This window comes from Rhizobium sp. 10N427 (assembly GCF_056394605.1).
The window spans coordinates 89,154-103,868 of record NZ_JBFTID010000009.1; the positions used below are offsets into that span (position 1 = coordinate 89,154).

Consider the following 14,715-nt stretch of genomic DNA (forward strand, 5'->3'; position numbering starts at 1 on the left):
TTTCGGCCCAAGGACTTGAGCCGGCTGGATCTCTGTGACAAGCACAGAGATGAGGGCGTTGAGGGGGATGTGCCGGTTGAGTTTCCATCACCCACATCAGCGTATGGCTCAGCCCAAACATAGAAAAATGCCGGACTCTCGCCCGGCCTTCCTATTTTATCCAGCTATCGCCAGCTCAGTTCGTGCCGACCAGGTTGACCGGGAAGAACAGGGTCTCGCCGGAGGAGTCGCTGACGCCGTCGTTATCGGTGACGGCGTAGGGCTTGCCCGAGGCGTCGAAGGCGAAGCCTTCAAGCTTGTCGAGGACGTAGCCATTGGTTGCCGTCTTCAGCTCGTCGAGGAAGTCGTGGRCTTCGGTCTTCTTGACGACTGGCAGCTCGCCGCCGAGCTTGGCGGGCTTCAGGTCGGAGATGGCGACCTTGTAGAGCTTCTTCAACTTGGCAGCATCGCCCACGAGGTTGTCGCGCTCGATGATGTAGACGCTGTCGCCATGAGCGGAGATTTCCGAGAGGCCGACCCAGCCGTTTTCAGACTTGTCGAGCGGGTAGCGAACAGCACCCCATTCCTTGCTCTTCGGATTGTAGGAGACGAGCTTGACGAAGCCCTTCTTGTCGTCCTTCCACTCGCGCTGAACGGCCATCCACAGCGTTGCGTCGTCGCCGGAGCCGATGATCGTCACGCCTTCGAAGCCGTAGCGGATCTCGTTATCCGTCAGTTCCTTCGGCAGCGCAATCTCTTCCTTGATCTCGCCCTTCGGGTTGACGTGGTAGAGAGCGTGCGGCAGCAGCTTCTCGCTGTTGCCTTCGGAGGCCAACCAGAACCAGCCCTTTTCATCGACGGCAATGCCTTCGATGTCGAGCTTCTGGGCAGCCGCACCATCGCGCTTGACTGTCAGCGCGTCAGTGATGAGAGCGGGCTTCTTCGTGGCGTCGATCGTGTAGATCGTCGGCTGGTTGCCGAGGACACTGTCGGAGACGGCGAAGAGCTGGCCAGCCTTTTCAGGAACAGCGGCAAGACCGGAAAGAGCTGCAAAGCCGATCGGGTTGCCGTCCTTTTCCGCCGAAACGATCTGCGGGTAGGCCTTCTCGCCTTCGGCACGCTCATAGATCATGACGTGCGAACGCGGGCCGCCATCTTCGCCGAGATCGACTTCGTTGGCGGTGGCAAACAGGTTGCGGCTCGGGATGGCGACTGCGCCCTCAGGCGAAACGCCCGACGGCAGGATCTGCAGGAGTTCCGGATCAGCGCCGGTGTCCTTGAAGACGCCGACGACGGAAGCGCGCTCGGCGAGCAGGAAGAACAGCTGGTCGTCGCCGAATTTGGCGGCTTCCAGACCTTCAGGCTCGACGCCCTTCGAGGAGGAGCGTCCCTCGGGATAGTGGCCGAGATGGGCAACGGCGCGCTCGAAGGAGGCGCCCGATTCGTAGAGGACCTTGCCCGTCTTGTCGAAGATGGTGAAGCCGCGCGAGCCGCCTTCATAGTCGCCTTCGTTGGCAACGACGAGACGGTTGTCGTCCAGCCACTTGACGGCGTCGGGCTCGCGAAGGACGCCCTTCGCTTCGCCGGTGAACTTCAGCTGGCCGTCCTTCTTGGTGTCGATACCAGAGAGATCGGTGCTGCCGGCGGTGAAATGCGTCTTCACCGTGCCGGTCTTGCCGTCGATGATGACGATTTCGTTGTTTTCCTGCAGCGTCAGGGCGATCTCGTCCTGGCTGTTGAAGGATACGAATTCGGGCTCCGGATCCTCAGGCGCAACAGCCGAGAGACCCGTCAGCGTGACGTGCTTGATGGTGCCGCAATCGACGGCGCCGGCCTTGACCTCGAAGATCACCAGGTCGCCTGCCGGCATCTGCGGGATCTTGCCGTCGTTGACGTCTTCATCACGCTCGTTTTCGATGGCGATGGTGCCGAGCGTCTTGTCCTTGTTGAGGGCGATCGAGTCCGGCTGACCGCCGAGATCACATGTGTTCTCGATCTTCTTGGTGGCAACGTCGACGATCGCCAGACGGCCCGACGGCTTCACCTTGCTCTCGCTGGTGTTGACGGCGACGAGCGCCTTGCCAGCCGTCGAAGTGACCGACGTCGGTTCACCGTCCATCATCAGCGCGCCAAGAGCCTTCGGGGCCTTGGCGTCGGTGATATCGACGAAGCCGATCGCGCCGAGCGGGCTGTCGCTGTAGACAAGCGTGTTGCCGTCATCGGTAGCGGTGATGATTTCGGCAGAGGTCGTCGAAAGCTTGTCCTTGCCTTCCGGCAGGTTCGAGGCGACCGGAAAGGATGCGATGCGGTTGAAAACAGGCTCGGCGGCTGCCGGAAAGGCAACGGAAGCCAGAAGCACGGCAGCGAGCGCTGCCTTGCGCGATGAAATAGTCATGAAATCCCCCATGCGTCGAAAAATCGAAACATGGGGGTTTTGAGGGAAGCGGATGACAGAGGGATGACAGGCGATGCGTTTTGCACCGCTTTGCATCAAGCCCCTGCCCGCTCGCGTCTGATCTCGTTGCGCATGATGAACAGCGAAGCCGTCAAAATCAGCGCTGCACCGAGCCAGAGATAACCTGCCGGCGCATAACCGAAGAACAGCCAGCCCGCGAGCACATTGAGCGGCAGCTTCAGATCGTCGAAGGGCTGAACGTAGGCGGCATCCGCCACCGTATAGGCGAGCGTAAGCAGATATTGCGCAAAGACCGTCAGCAGACCTGCAAAGACAAAGAGCGCGAGGGTGAACCCCTCAGGCAACTCGAAGCCAACGGCAGCGGCAAGCACGCCATTGATCGGTGTCAGCAGCACCAGCAGCCAGACAGTGATCGTTTCGGGCTTCTCGATGCCGGTCAGGCTCTTGGTAATCAGCGACGAGGCGCCCCAGAAGAGCGCCGAGAGGATCGGCAGCAAGGCGGCCCAGGTGAAGGCATCCGACCAGGGCTGCAGGATGATCATCGCGCCGGCGAAACCGGCGGCGGTGGCTGCCCAGCGCGCCGGGCCGACACGCTCGCCGAGAAACAGGCGGGCACCGAGAATGATGAAGAATGGCGAGGTCATGACCAGCGCGATCGCTTGCCAGATCGGCACTGTGGCGAGGCCGGAGACCCAGGCTTCGACGCCGAGTGCGGCGAGCCCCACGCGAACGATGTGGCGCCAGGGATAGGCGGTGCGCATGGCCGACAGACCAGTGCGCTTCAGAAACGGCAGCGAGAAGACCAGCGCAAAAGCATATTGCCAGAAGGCGGCCGACGCAGCGGAGAAACCCATCTTCATCGTCACCCATTGGGTGACGACATTAAGAATGGAAAAGGCGATGCCCGCCAGCACCATGAAGGCGGCACCGGCCATCGCACGCGACGAGGAAAAGCTGAGGGAAGTCTGATTCATGTCTTTCATCCAGAAAGGGACCAACACAAATCAGGACGCATGATCGCAAGACGGCTGCCGGGCAGACCCTGCCCCGCATACGGCTCGCGATCATTCTCTTTCATCCGGACTATACCGTCGGCTCCGGAATCGCACCGGATCTGCTGACCCCTGCCCCTTTTGGGGGCAAAGCGCTCGCGGGCTTGGGCCGAAACCCTTACCGCCGGTGGGGACTTTCACCCCGCCCTGAGAACAACCGATCCGTAGTTCAAAGGTCTTCCGCCTGCAAGCCGTCCTAAATGCAAAAAGGGTCCGGCTATCGCCGAACCCTTCAAAACTTCGCCTGCCGGTCTCGTTATCCGGCGGCCAAGCAAAACCGGATTAGCCGTTGACGGCGTCCTTCAGGCCCTTGCCGGGCGTGAACTTCGGCACGTTGCGAGCCGGAATATTGACTTCAGCGCCGGTGGACGGATTGCGGCCCTTGGTGGCAGCGCGATGAGAAACGGTGAAGCTGCCGAAGCCAGCGAGACGTACGTCACCCTTGCTCTTCAGTTCGCCCTGGACAACGTCGAAAACAGCGTCGACAGCAGAGGCAGCGTCTGCCTTGGTCAGGCCAGCTTTTTCAGCAACTGCGGACACGAGTTCATTCTTGTTCATGTTTCCACCCCTTTCAATGGTTTGAAACGACTCAATCTGTAAGCCAGGCACAGAATAGGTTTCATCAGGCCCGCCGCAACCCAAAAGCCCTGCAAATCAAGGAAAAGCAAGCACCTCCATAAGGTTTTCACAAAAAAGGCTGGCGATTTACGCCAGCCTTTTCGGGGATTTGCAGCAATTTGACATAAATGTGGCGAATGCCGCTCAATGAGCGATGCCAGCACCTGTGTCGTCAAGGCCTTCGACCGTTGCGATGACCGGCGTTTCAACCGTTCCATCCCACTCGATCGGCTCCGGCCTGCGGATCAGAGCATGTTTGATCACCTCGCCCATGCGGGATACCGGGATGATCTCCATGTTGTTCTTCACGTTATCCGGAATCTCCGCCAGATCCTTGGCGTTCTCTTCCGGAATGAGCACCTTTTTGATGCCGCCGCGAAGTGCTGCGAGCAGCTTTTCCTTCAGACCGCCGATCGGCAGGACACGGCCGCGCAGGGTGATTTCACCCGTCATCGCCACGTTCTTGTCGACCGGAATACCGGTCATGATCGAGACGATCGCGGTTGCCATCGCAACACCAGCCGACGGACCATCCTTCGGCGTCGCACCCTCAGGCACGTGGACGTGAATGTCCGACTTGTCGAAGCGCGGGGGCTCGATGCCGAAATCGACGGCGCGTGAGCGGACGTAGGATGCAGCAGCCGAAATCGACTCCTTCATCACTTCCTTCAGATTGCCGGTGACCGTCATGCGGCCCTTGCCCGGCATCATCACGCCTTCGATCGTCAGCAATTCGCCGCCGACCTCGGTCCATGCAAGACCGGTGACAACGCCGACCTGATCTTCGCGTTCGGCTTCGCCATGGCGGAAGCGCGGGACGCCCAGATAGGTGTCGATGTTTTCAGCCGTGACATGAACCGACTTCGTCTTGCCCTTGATGATCTCGGTGACCGCCTTGCGGGCGAGCTTCATCAGTTCGCGTTCGAAGTTACGAACACCGGCTTCGCGGGTGTACTGCTGGCTGATCGCCATCAGGGCATCGTCGCTGACCGAGAATTCCTGCGGCTGCAGCGCATGTTCCTTGATTGCCTTCGGCAGCAAGTGCCGCTTGGCGATCTCGCGCTTTTCGTCTTCGGTATAGCCGGCGATACGGATGACTTCCATGCGATCCATCAGGGGCGCAGGGATATTCAGCGTGTTCGCCGTGGTGATGAACATCACGTCCGAAAGGTCGTATTCGACTTCCAGGTAGTGATCCATGAAGGTCGAGTTCTGCGCCGGATCGAGCACTTCGAGCAGAGCCGAAGACGGATCGCCGCGGAAATCCTGGCCCATCTTGTCGATTTCATCGAGCAGGAAGAGCGGGTTGGACTTCTTCGCCTTCTTCATCGACTGGATGACCTTGCCGGGCATCGAACCGATATAGGTGCGGCGGTGACCGCGGATTTCAGCTTCGTCACGAACGCCGCCGAGCGCCATGCGCACGTATTCGCGGCCGGTCGCCTTGGCGATCGACTGGGCGAGAGAGGTCTTGCCGACGCCCGGAGGGCCGACGAGGCACAGGATCGGACCCTTGATCTTTGTGGCACGGGCCTGCACTGCCAGATACTCGACGATGCGTTCCTTGACCTTGTCGAGACCGAAGTGATCGGCTTCGAGGATCTTCTCGGCATTGTTCAGATCGGACTTGATCTTTGACTTCTTGCCCCAGGGAATACCGAGCAGCCAGTCCAGATAATTGCGCACGACGGTGGCTTCGGCCGACATCGGGCTCATCTGGCGCAGCTTCTTCAGCTCGGCGTCAGCCTTTTCCTTGGCTTCCTTCGAAAGCTTGGTCTTGGAGATGCGCTCTTCCAGTTCGGCCATCTCGTCGCGGCCTTCCTCGCCGTCGCCAAGCTCCTTCTGGATCGCCTTCATCTGTTCGTTCAGATAGTATTCGCGCTGGGTCTTCTCCATCTGGCGCTTGACGCGCGAGCGAATGCGCTTCTCGACCTGGAGAACCGAAATCTCACCTTCCATGAAGCCGAGCGCCTTTTCGAGGCGAGCCTTGACGCTGGTGGTTTCCAGCATCTCCTGCTTCTCGGTGATCTTGATCGACAGATGCGATGCGACCGTATCGGCAAGCTTCGAGTAGTCGTCGATCTGGCTGGCGGCGCCAACGACTTCAGGAGAGATCTTCTTGTTGAGCTTCACATAGCTCTCGAATTCCGAGACGACGGAGCGCGACAGCGCTTCCAGCTCGACCGGATCGTCATGCGGCTCTTCGAGCACATGGCCGAGGGCTTCGTAGAAATCTTCGCGGGCCGTATAGGCATCGATCTCGGCGCGCGCGCGGCCTTCGACCAGAACCTTGACTGTGCCGTCGGGGAGCTTCAGCAACTGCAGAACATTGGCCACGGTGCCGACATTGTGGATCGCGGACGGATCCGGATCGTCGTCGCTGGCGTTGATCTGGGTTACGAGCATGATCTGCTTGTCGGAGCCCATGACTTCTTCAAGCGCACGGATCGACTTCTCGCGGCCGACGAACAGCGGCACGATCATATGTGGGAAGACTACGATGTCGCGCAGGGGCAAAACAGGATAGGCAACACTGCTCGCTACAGACGTTTTCTTCGTCATTTCTTATTCCTTTCCATCGTCCCGTTTCCGGGCTCTCTGGCGCGGCCGCTTGGGACCCGGCCGGCACTCTCACTTGGGTTACAAGTGGAGGTTCTTCTTACCCTTTTCAAGCCACGCCAACGCTCGCGCTCCCTGCTTGTGACAGACTTATTACAAAGGAACGCCCACACTATGACGCGTGTAACTGTAGTGGCGCTTACCAATTCCGAACCGGCTAAAATACTGGGCCGGAAAACACGCTACGGAATCATTCCATCATTGCCGGGGACGCAGCATTCCGCAACGTCAGGAACAGCGTTTTCAAGCTTCTTCTGCAATAATTAACAGGAGGGCTCCCGGTTCACAAAATAGAAAGGGGCTCGCCGCAGGCAAGCCCCTAAATCTAACCATGCCGTCTACGACTATCAGGCAGAAGCGTTGGCCTTCTCGTCCTGACGGTCAGCGTAGATGTAGAGCGGGCGGGCCGAGCCGCGCGCCACTTCCTCGGAGATGACCACTTCGCGGACACCTTCCAGCGCCGGCAGTTCGAACATCGTGTCGAGCAGGATCTTTTCCATGATCGAGCGAAGGCCGCGGGCGCCGGTCTTGCGGACGATCGCCTTGCGGGCGATTTCGCGAAGGGCATCCTCGTGGAATGTCAGTTCCACGTCTTCCATCTCGAACAGGCGCTGATACTGCTTGATGAGCGCGTTCTTCGGCTCCGACAGGATCTGGATCAGCGCGTCCTCATCGAGGTCTTCGAGCGTTGCCAGAACCGGCAGACGGCCGATGAACTCGGGGATCAGGCCGAACTTGACCAGATCCTCGGGCTCGAGCTCGCGCAGCACTTCGCCGACGCGGCGGTCATCCTGCGCCTTGACACTGGCGCCGAAGCCGATCGAGGTCTTCTCGCCACGGGCGGAGATGATCTTGTCGAGGCCGGCGAAAGCGCCACCGCAGATGAACAGGATGTTCGTGGTATCGACCTGCAGGAATTCCTGCTGAGGATGCTTGCGGCCGCCCTGCGGCGGTACCGAGGCAACGGTGCCTTCCATGATCTTCAGAAGCGCCTGCTGTACGCCCTCGCCCGACACATCGCGGGTGATCGAAGGATTGTCCGACTTGCGGGAAATCTTGTCGACTTCGTCGATGTAGACGATACCGCGCTGAGCGCGCTCGACATTGTAGTCGGCAGACTGCAGCAGCTTCAGGATGATGTTTTCGACGTCTTCACCGACATAGCCGGCTTCCGTCAGCGTCGTCGCATCGGCCATCGTGAAGGGAACGTCGATGATGCGGGCGAGCGTCTGGGCAAGATAGGTCTTGCCGCAGCCGGTCGGACCGACCAGCATGATGTTCGACTTCGCCAGTTCGATTTCGCCGTTCTTGGTCGCATGCGCGAGGCGCTTGTAATGGTTGTGAACGGCAACCGACAGGATCTTCTTCGCCTGGCGCTGGCCGATGACGTATTCGTCGAGAACCTTGATGATGTCCTGGGGCGTCGGAACGCCGTCGCGTGACTTGACCATCGAGGACTTGTTCTCCTCGCGAATGATGTCCATGCACAATTCGACGCATTCATCGCAGATGAACACCGTCGGCCCGGCAATCAGCTTCCGGACTTCGTGCTGGCTCTTTCCGCAGAAGGAGCAGTACAGGGTATTTTTGGAGTCGCCGCCGTTGCTGCCGCTGACCTTGCTCATTTCACTTTCCTTCCAGCACGCCGCATTTCAAAGGTGAAATCGCGGTCCACTCAATGGCCCGCCAGCCCGCTCCGCCACCGGAGCATCAGCCGGCCTAGCTTCAAGGGGTAAGAACCGGAACTCAACCAAACACGCTCAAGTTCCGGCGGCAACGAATTCCCCTTCGAATGCCGAATGCTATGTCATGAAAATTCAACATAGCATTAATACTTACTCTTAGCGTGTCCGCTCCGAGATTAAACCCCTTGTTCAATCACAATTGGGATAGAACTGTGGCAGCGAAAACACCATCCCAATTAATCACTATGCCGCAGCATCGCCTTCCATCTCGGTGCGCGACGTCAGAACCTTATCGACGACGCCCCATTCGCGGGCTTCGTCAGCGGTCATGAAGTGATCGCGGTCGAGCGTCTTTTCGACTTCCTCGTAGGAGCGGCCGGTATGCTTGACATAAACCTCGTTCAGGCGGCGCTTCATCTTCAGGATGTCGCGTGCATGGCGCTCGATATCCGAAGCCTGGCCCTGGAAACCGCCAGATGGCTGGTGAACCATGATGCGGGCGTTCGGCGTTGCGAAGCGCATGTCCTTGTCGCCGGCGCACAGCAGCAGCGAACCCATCGAAGCGGCCTGACCGATGCAAAGCGTCGAAACGGCAGGCTTGATGAACTGCATCGTGTCGTAGATCGCCATGCCGGCGGTGACGACGCCACCTGGCGAATTGATGTAAAGCGCGATTTCCTTCTTCGGGTTTTCGGCCTCGAGGAAGAGCAGCTGGGCGCAGACGAGCGTCGCCATGTGATCCTCGACAGGACCCGTCAGGAAGATGATGCGTTCCTTCAGCAGGCGGGAGTAGATGTCGTAGGAGCGTTCACCGCGATTGGTCTGTTCAACAACCATCGGCACGAGGGCCATAGCGGTATCGACTGGATTTCTCATGTGCGTCCTTTGTCAACGTCTTGCCGGCCGGGCCGGGAATCAAAGAAAAATGCCTTATCCCTACATAGAGTGTCCCTGCCCTCTACTTCAAGACACGCATAAGGATAACGTTAAGAAGCAAGGGGACCGGTGGAAAAAGCCTTGTGCTGCGATGTAGCGTCTATCTGCGAATTGCCGCTTAACGGCGAGTGACCTGCAAGCACCCGCACAGCTTTTCTCGGCGACAGGATGAAGGGAAGCTTAATCCATCGGCAAGTGCTTTCAAACGTTTACCCTTTACAAAGCCTAACCGCGAATATCCCCCGCCACCGATCCCCCGATTAATCAACTGGCGAAGATTGGCGGATGAGTATGCCCCTGACTTCAAGGGGTATTGCCGTGTTTAGTGTTACGACAGGATTGGCGATCTGGTGCTCGGAGGCCATGACGCTCGCTTTGCTGCTGCTGATGGCCTGGCGCCATAATACGCGCAACAAGGCCTATCTGCTGTGGAGCTTCGGCTTTCTGCTCAGCGGCGCGGGCTTTGCCATGGTGGCGCTGCGCGGTGAAATCCCGAATATTCTCTCTATCGAAGGCGGCAATGCCGTGGCACTGGCCGGCCAAAGCGCCTGGGTCGCCGGTTTCATGGCGCTCGACCGCCGGAAGATCGAGTGGTGGGCGCTGCTGCCGCCCGCGATCTGGCTGGCCGGCGTCTTCCTGCCATGGGTCGGCGGCGACTACGGCAACCGCGTCATTCTCTATAATCTCGCCTCGGCCACGGGTGCGACAGCGCTCGCCATGGCGGTTGCCACCGGCAACATGCGCCAGGAAAGAACGCGCAACAAGCTGGCAGCCGTGTTCGTCATCCAGGGCGTGTTTTGCTTTGCCGTGGCATTGATGATGGCGCTGACCTTGCCAACCGATGCTCAGGCCACCAATTACGGCGGCGTGGCAGCAATGGTGAGCGCCTTCCTGCTGACGATCGCCTTTGCACTGACTTGCCGCATGATCATGGAACGCTCTGAAAGGCACTTGCGCGTGTTGAGCCTCACGGATTCGCTGACCGGCGTCTGGAACCGCCGCGGCCTGTTTGCCCGCTTCGGCGCCATCCAGGAAAAGGCCTTCGACGAAAAGCGTCAGGTGGCAGTGCTCCTCTTCGACCTCGACCATTTCAAGCGCGTCAACGACCGCTTCGGCCATCAGGCAGGCGACGCGGTGCTCTCGGCTTTCGCGCTGTCGGCCCGCCAGTTCGTGCCAAACCACGTCTTCGGCCGCATGGGCGGCGAGGAATTCGCCGCCTTCGCAACGGTTGCCGACCAGACGGAAGCCGAAGCGCTGGCCGAGTCGATCCGCACCGAATTCTGCCGCCTGCCGATATCGACCGGCGAAGCGATCGTTCCGGCAACCGTCAGCATCGGCGTGGCCATCGCCTCGCCGATCGAGGCCAATGTCGACAAGATGATCTCGGCCGCCGACCGGGCGCTCTACGCCGCCAAAGGCGCCGGGCGCAATTGCAGCGTCATCTTCGGCGAAAAGGAAACGGCTGCCCCGCCACCGGCGAAGATGGACCAGAATGCCGGCGAACTGGTTCCGACCGTCGACGATCAGGTCGAGGCGTTGCGCCGCATGGGCTCGCTTTCCCGCGCCGGTTGACGCACGTCCGTTGCTGCATCTTTTCGAGGCTTGGCAAATCCGCTAAGCCTCGAAGCCATGATGATAGCACCCTTCCTCTCGATCGATCCCGCCACCCGCCGCGTTTCTCTCGATAGCAGCGATCCGGCGTTCTATAGCAATCCGAACGCCGTCTATTCGGCGCTGCACCAGCATTGTCCGACCTTCTATTGGGAACAGCAGAAGCAGTGGTTCTGCACAGGCTACGACCATGTGAACAGCCTGTTGCGCGACCGCCGCTTCGGCCGCCAGATCCTGCACATCGCCAGCCGCGAAGAGCTAGGACTGCCGGAGCCAGACCAGCATGTGGCCAATTTCGATCTGGCCGAGCGCTATTCCCTGCTTGAGTTGGAGCCGCCTGAACACACCCGTCTGCGCACGCTGGTCAACCGCGCCTTCGTCTCCCGCCATGTCGAGCGGATGAAGCCGGAGCTGGAAGAACTCGCCAACCGGCTGATCGACGGCTTCGCGGACAAGGGCGAGGTCGAGCTACTATCGGCTTTTGCCGATATCATTCCGGTGACGATGATCGCCCGGATGATCGGCATTCCCGAAGAGATGGGGCCGCAGCTTCTCGACTGGTCGCATGCCTATATCCGCATGTATCTCTTTGGCCGCACCCGCGAGGACGAGGACGGTGCCGAGAAGGCCGCCAAGGAATTCTCCGACTATGTGAAGACGGTCATCGCCGAACGCCGCGCCGAACCGCGCGACGATCTGCTCAGCCACATGATCCATACCGAGCACAAGGGTCAGTATCTAACCGAGGAGGAGCTCGTCTCGACGACGATCGTGCTGCTCAATGCCGGCCACGAGGCGACAGTGCACCAGATCGGCAATTCGGTACGCGTCATCCTCGACAACGGCTGCAATCCTACAGAACTCTTCAAGAATGAGCCGACGACGGAGCGGACGGTCGAGGAGACGCTGCGCATCTGCGCGCCGGTTCACATCTTCCAGCGCTGGGCGCTCGAGCCGGTCGAGATCGACGGCATTTCGTTCCAGCGCGGCGACAAGGTGAGCCTCATTCTCGCGGCCGCCAATCTCGACCCTGCGAAATTCACCGATCCCCTCACCTTCCAACCCGGCCGCAACGAGGCACCCAACCTTTCCTTCGGCGCCGGCATCCACTTCTGCATCGGCGCGCCGCTGGCGCGTCTGGAGCTCAACGTCGTCCTGCCGATCCTCTTCAAGCGCCTGCCGGGCCTGCGGATGGCGAAGGTGCCCGCGGTGAAGGATGTCTATCACTTCCACGGGCTGGAGCGACTTGATTTAGCGTGGTGATTTCAGCGGTTTTCTGCAATCTCGCCGAAGCCGCCGATCTCGCGCAGTAGCTTGCGGTAGATGGCGCTTGGGTAGTCGGCGGCGGACCGGACCGGCATGGCGAATGCGCCCGGGCCGCCGATGACCTCGCGGTGAAAATAGGAAAACAGTGCTTCCGGAGAGAGGTTCGGCTCCTCATCGTCTTCTTCGCCCTGGGCGCTGATGACGAGGGCGTTGATCGTCATGCCGTCGGCGATTAGTTCCCGGCGCACGGGCGCGACCTCCCGGCCGATGCTGTTGACGCCGTCGCTGGAGATATTGACGACCAGCCTGTCGGATGCGTAGCCGCTCTGGCGCAGCAGGGATGCCGAATAGGAAAGCGCCTCACTGATCGAGGTGCCGCGGCGCAATTTGGTCGGAGAATTCTCGGCAAGCCGCAGCGAGAACATCCAGCAATCGGCCTCATCCTTGAGCAATGTCCAGGGAACCACCATCCGCTGACCGCGGTCGCCGCCCCATTCGATATAGGTGACGGCGATGCGGCCATATTTGCCGCTGCCGATCGCGTCGATGATCTCGGGCTGGCGGAAGGCGGCGACGAAGCCGTCCTGTTGCATCGCCTTCTCGCGCGGATCCATCGACGTCGAGACGTCGGCGGCGATCACCAGCGCGAGATCGATCCTCTCGCCGGCAAAGGCGACCGATGACATGCAGATAGCAAACAGAAGCCCCGCGATGGCTCCCTGTGGAAGCCACCGCCCGATCATTCCCGAAGACATGAAGCCCTCCCGCATCGCGCCGCTCGCGACCGGGCTCTCTTACCGGAAAGGACCGGCGCCGGTAAATTAGCGTATTCGGATACACCTAAAGGGATTGGGCAAAAGGGCTACCGGGCGTATCAGCCATAACGTCCGGTAATGTAATCCTCGGTCCGCTTGTTCTTCGGTGCCTGGAAGATCTGCGAGGTCGGGCCGTATTCGACGAGTTCGCCCAGATACATGAAGGCGGTGTTGTCGGAGATGCGGCTCGCCTGCTGCATGTTGTGCGTGACGATGACGATGGTGAAATCGGTCTTCAGCTGCGACACCAGTTCCTCGACCTTCGCCGTCGAGATCGGATCGAGTGCCGAGGTCGGCTCGTCGAGCAGCAGGACTTCGGGGCGCAATGCCACCGCGCGGGCAATGCAGAGACGCTGCTGCTGCCCGCCGGACAGGCCAAGACCGCTGCCCTTCAGCTTGTCCTTGACCTCGTCCCAGAGGGCTGCCTGGCGCAGCGCCTGCTCGACACGGACATCCATGTCAGCTTTGCCGAGCCGCTCGTGATGGCGGATGCCGTAGACGATGTTGTCGTAGATCGACATCGGGAACGGCACCGGCTTCTGGAACACCATGCCGACCCGGGCGCGCAGCTCGTTCATCGAATAGCGCGGGTCAAGGATGTTTTCGCCATCGAGCTTCACCGTGCCCGTCGCGCGCATCTTCGGATAGAGCATGTAGATGCGGTTGAGGATGCGCAGCAGCGTGGACTTGCCGCAGCCGGACGGGCCGATCAGCGCCGAGACCTGGCGTTCGGGGAAATTCAGGCTGACGCCACGGATCGCATGCGCGTCGCCATAGTAGAAATTGACATCTTCGAGGGTGAGCTTGTCGTTGGCCATCGGCATCACGGTCCTGCGGGTGTCTAATGTGGAGGAAGATTGCAGCATCATTTGCCACCTTTACGGTTCAGAATGGCGCGGGAGCCCACGCTCAGAAGCAGCACAATTGCGGTCATGACGAAGGCGCCCGCCCAGGCGAGCACATGCCATTCGTCGTAGGGGCTCATCGCGTACTGGAAGATCACCACCGGGATGTTGGCCATCGGCTCGGACATATCCGTGCTCCAATACTGGTTGTTCAACGCAGTGAAGAGCAGCGGCGCCGTCTCGCCGGAGATGCGGGCGACGGCGAGCAGAATGCCGGTGAGGATACCTGCCGAGGCGGCGCGATAGAGCACGGCGACCGTGACCTTCCAGCGCGGAATGCCGAGCGAAAGAGCTGCCTCGCGCATCACGTCCGGTACAAGGCGCAACATCTCGTCGGTGGTACGCACGACCACCGGCAGGAAGATGAAGGCGAGCGCGATGCCGCCGGCATAACCCGAGAAGTGTCCAGTCTGGCGGACGACGAGCTCATAGACGAACAGGCCGATGATGATCGACGGCGCCGAAAGCAGAATGTCGTTCATGAAGCGGATGACCGCGCCGATCTTCTTGCCGCGGCTGAATTCAGCCAGGTAGGTGCCGGCCAGAATGCCGATCGGCGTGCCGATGATGACGGCGAGCACGACCATCATCAGGCTGCCTGCGAAGGCATTGGCGAGGCCGCCGTCTTCACCAGGGGGCGGCGTCATTTCGGTGACGAGCTTCAGGCTGAGCGCCAAGAGACCGTTGACCAGCGTTGTCCAGAGGATCCAGACGAGGAAGATCAGGCCGAGGCCGGTGGCGCCGGTGCAGAGCGTCAGTGCAATGCCGCTCTTGATCTGGCGGCTGCGATAGATGGAGTTGGAGCCGGTCATC

11 protein-coding genes and 1 riboswitch are annotated in these 14,715 nt (G+C 60.3%); of the genes, 2 read left to right on the top strand and 9 right to left on the bottom strand.

Features of this window, described 5'->3' with window-relative positions; translation table 11 throughout:
* Positions 1-175: 175 nt before the first annotated feature.
* From AC1DIJ_RS19585 to clpP, 6 genes are all read right to left on the bottom strand, one after another.
* Entirely contained in the window at positions 176-2,386 is a 2,211-nt protein-coding gene (locus tag AC1DIJ_RS19585; RefSeq protein ID WP_477831519.1) for an esterase-like activity of phytase family protein, read from the bottom strand.
* An 83-nt stretch (positions 2,387-2,469) separates the two neighbouring features.
* Positions 2,470-3,378, bottom strand: coding sequence for a DMT family transporter (locus AC1DIJ_RS19590; protein ID WP_112389665.1), 909 nt, complete (start codon positions 3,376-3,378; stop codon positions 2,470-2,472).
* Between the two features lie 79 nt (positions 3,379-3,457).
* A riboswitch (FMN riboswitch) is annotated at positions 3,458-3,606 on the bottom strand.
* 123 nt (positions 3,607-3,729) lie between these two features.
* Positions 3,730-4,005 (bottom strand): DNA-binding protein HupB, encoded by a 276-nt coding sequence (gene hupB / locus AC1DIJ_RS19595; RefSeq protein ID WP_112389664.1) that lies wholly within the window; start codon positions 4,003-4,005, stop codon positions 3,730-3,732.
* A 204-nt stretch (positions 4,006-4,209) separates the two neighbouring features.
* Positions 4,210-6,627, bottom strand: coding sequence for an endopeptidase La (gene lon / locus AC1DIJ_RS19600; protein ID WP_112389663.1), 2,418 nt, complete (start codon positions 6,625-6,627; stop codon positions 4,210-4,212).
* Between the two features lie 404 nt (positions 6,628-7,031).
* Complete coding sequence (clpX, locus tag AC1DIJ_RS19605) at positions 7,032-8,309, bottom strand: ATP-dependent Clp protease ATP-binding subunit ClpX (RefSeq protein WP_112389662.1); 1,278 nt, start codon at positions 8,307-8,309, stop codon at positions 7,032-7,034.
* Positions 8,310-8,612: 303 nt separating this feature from the next.
* Positions 8,613-9,245 (bottom strand): ATP-dependent Clp endopeptidase proteolytic subunit ClpP, encoded by a 633-nt coding sequence (clpP, locus tag AC1DIJ_RS19610; protein WP_112389661.1) that lies wholly within the window; start codon positions 9,243-9,245, stop codon positions 8,613-8,615.
* Positions 9,246-9,623: 378 nt separating this feature from the next.
* Here clpP and AC1DIJ_RS19615 point away from each other — a divergent pair, with 378 nt between their 5' ends.
* A complete protein-coding gene (locus tag AC1DIJ_RS19615) occupies positions 9,624-10,877 on the top strand; it encodes a GGDEF domain-containing protein (RefSeq protein ID WP_112389748.1) in 1,254 nt (417 codons plus the stop codon).
* Positions 10,878-10,934: 57 nt separating this feature from the next.
* A complete protein-coding gene (locus AC1DIJ_RS19620) occupies positions 10,935-12,179 on the top strand; it encodes a cytochrome P450 (protein WP_112389660.1) in 1,245 nt (414 codons plus the stop codon).
* Between the two features lie 2 nt (positions 12,180-12,181).
* Here AC1DIJ_RS19620 and AC1DIJ_RS19625 read toward each other — a convergent pair whose 3' ends face one another.
* The 3 genes from AC1DIJ_RS19625 to pstA all read right to left on the bottom strand — a co-directional run bounded on the left by AC1DIJ_RS19625 (position 12,182) and on the right by pstA (position 14,714).
* The gene (locus AC1DIJ_RS19625) at positions 12,182-12,937 is read right to left on the bottom strand and encodes a DUF1194 domain-containing protein (RefSeq protein ID WP_162706059.1); all 756 of its coding nucleotides are present in this window, start codon (positions 12,935-12,937) and stop codon (positions 12,182-12,184) included.
* A 119-nt stretch (positions 12,938-13,056) separates the two neighbouring features.
* Entirely contained in the window at positions 13,057-13,863 is an 807-nt protein-coding gene (gene pstB / locus AC1DIJ_RS19630; RefSeq protein ID WP_477831520.1) for a phosphate ABC transporter ATP-binding protein PstB, read from the bottom strand.
* Positions 13,863-14,714, bottom strand: coding sequence for a phosphate ABC transporter permease PstA (pstA, locus tag AC1DIJ_RS19635; RefSeq protein WP_112389657.1), 852 nt, complete (start codon positions 14,712-14,714; stop codon positions 13,863-13,865). The genes pstB and pstA overlap by 1 nt, the downstream gene beginning before the upstream one ends.
* Position 14,715: the final 1 nt, after the last annotated feature.

Bases quoted from the DNA above. Each gene is read 5' to 3' on its own strand.
- hupB (WP_112389664.1), bottom strand. From the start codon at position 4,005: ATGAACAAGAATGAACTCGTGTCCGCAGTTGCTGAAAAAGCTGGCCTG.
- lon (WP_112389663.1), bottom strand. From the start codon at position 6,627: ATGACGAAGAAAACGTCTGTAGCGAGCAGTGTTGCCTATCCTGTTTTG.
- clpP (WP_112389661.1), bottom strand. From the start codon at position 9,245: ATGAGAAATCCAGTCGATACCGCTATGGCCCTCGTGCCGATGGTTGTT.
- AC1DIJ_RS19620 (WP_112389660.1), top strand. From the start codon at position 10,935: ATGATGATAGCACCCTTCCTCTCGATCGATCCCGCCACCCGCCGCGTT.
- pstA (WP_112389657.1), bottom strand. From the start codon at position 14,714: ATGACCGGCTCCAACTCCATCTATCGCAGCCGCCAGATCAAGAGCGGC.
- clpX (WP_112389662.1), bottom strand. From the start codon at position 8,309: ATGAGCAAGGTCAGCGGCAGCAACGGCGGCGACTCCAAAAATACCCTG.
- AC1DIJ_RS19625 (WP_162706059.1), bottom strand. From the start codon at position 12,937: ATGTCTTCGGGAATGATCGGGCGGTGGCTTCCACAGGGAGCCATCGCG.
- pstB (WP_477831520.1), bottom strand. From the start codon at position 13,863: ATGCTGCAATCTTCCTCCACATTAGACACCCGCAGGACCGTGATGCCG.
- AC1DIJ_RS19590 (WP_112389665.1), bottom strand. From the start codon at position 3,378: ATGAAAGACATGAATCAGACTTCCCTCAGCTTTTCCTCGTCGCGTGCG.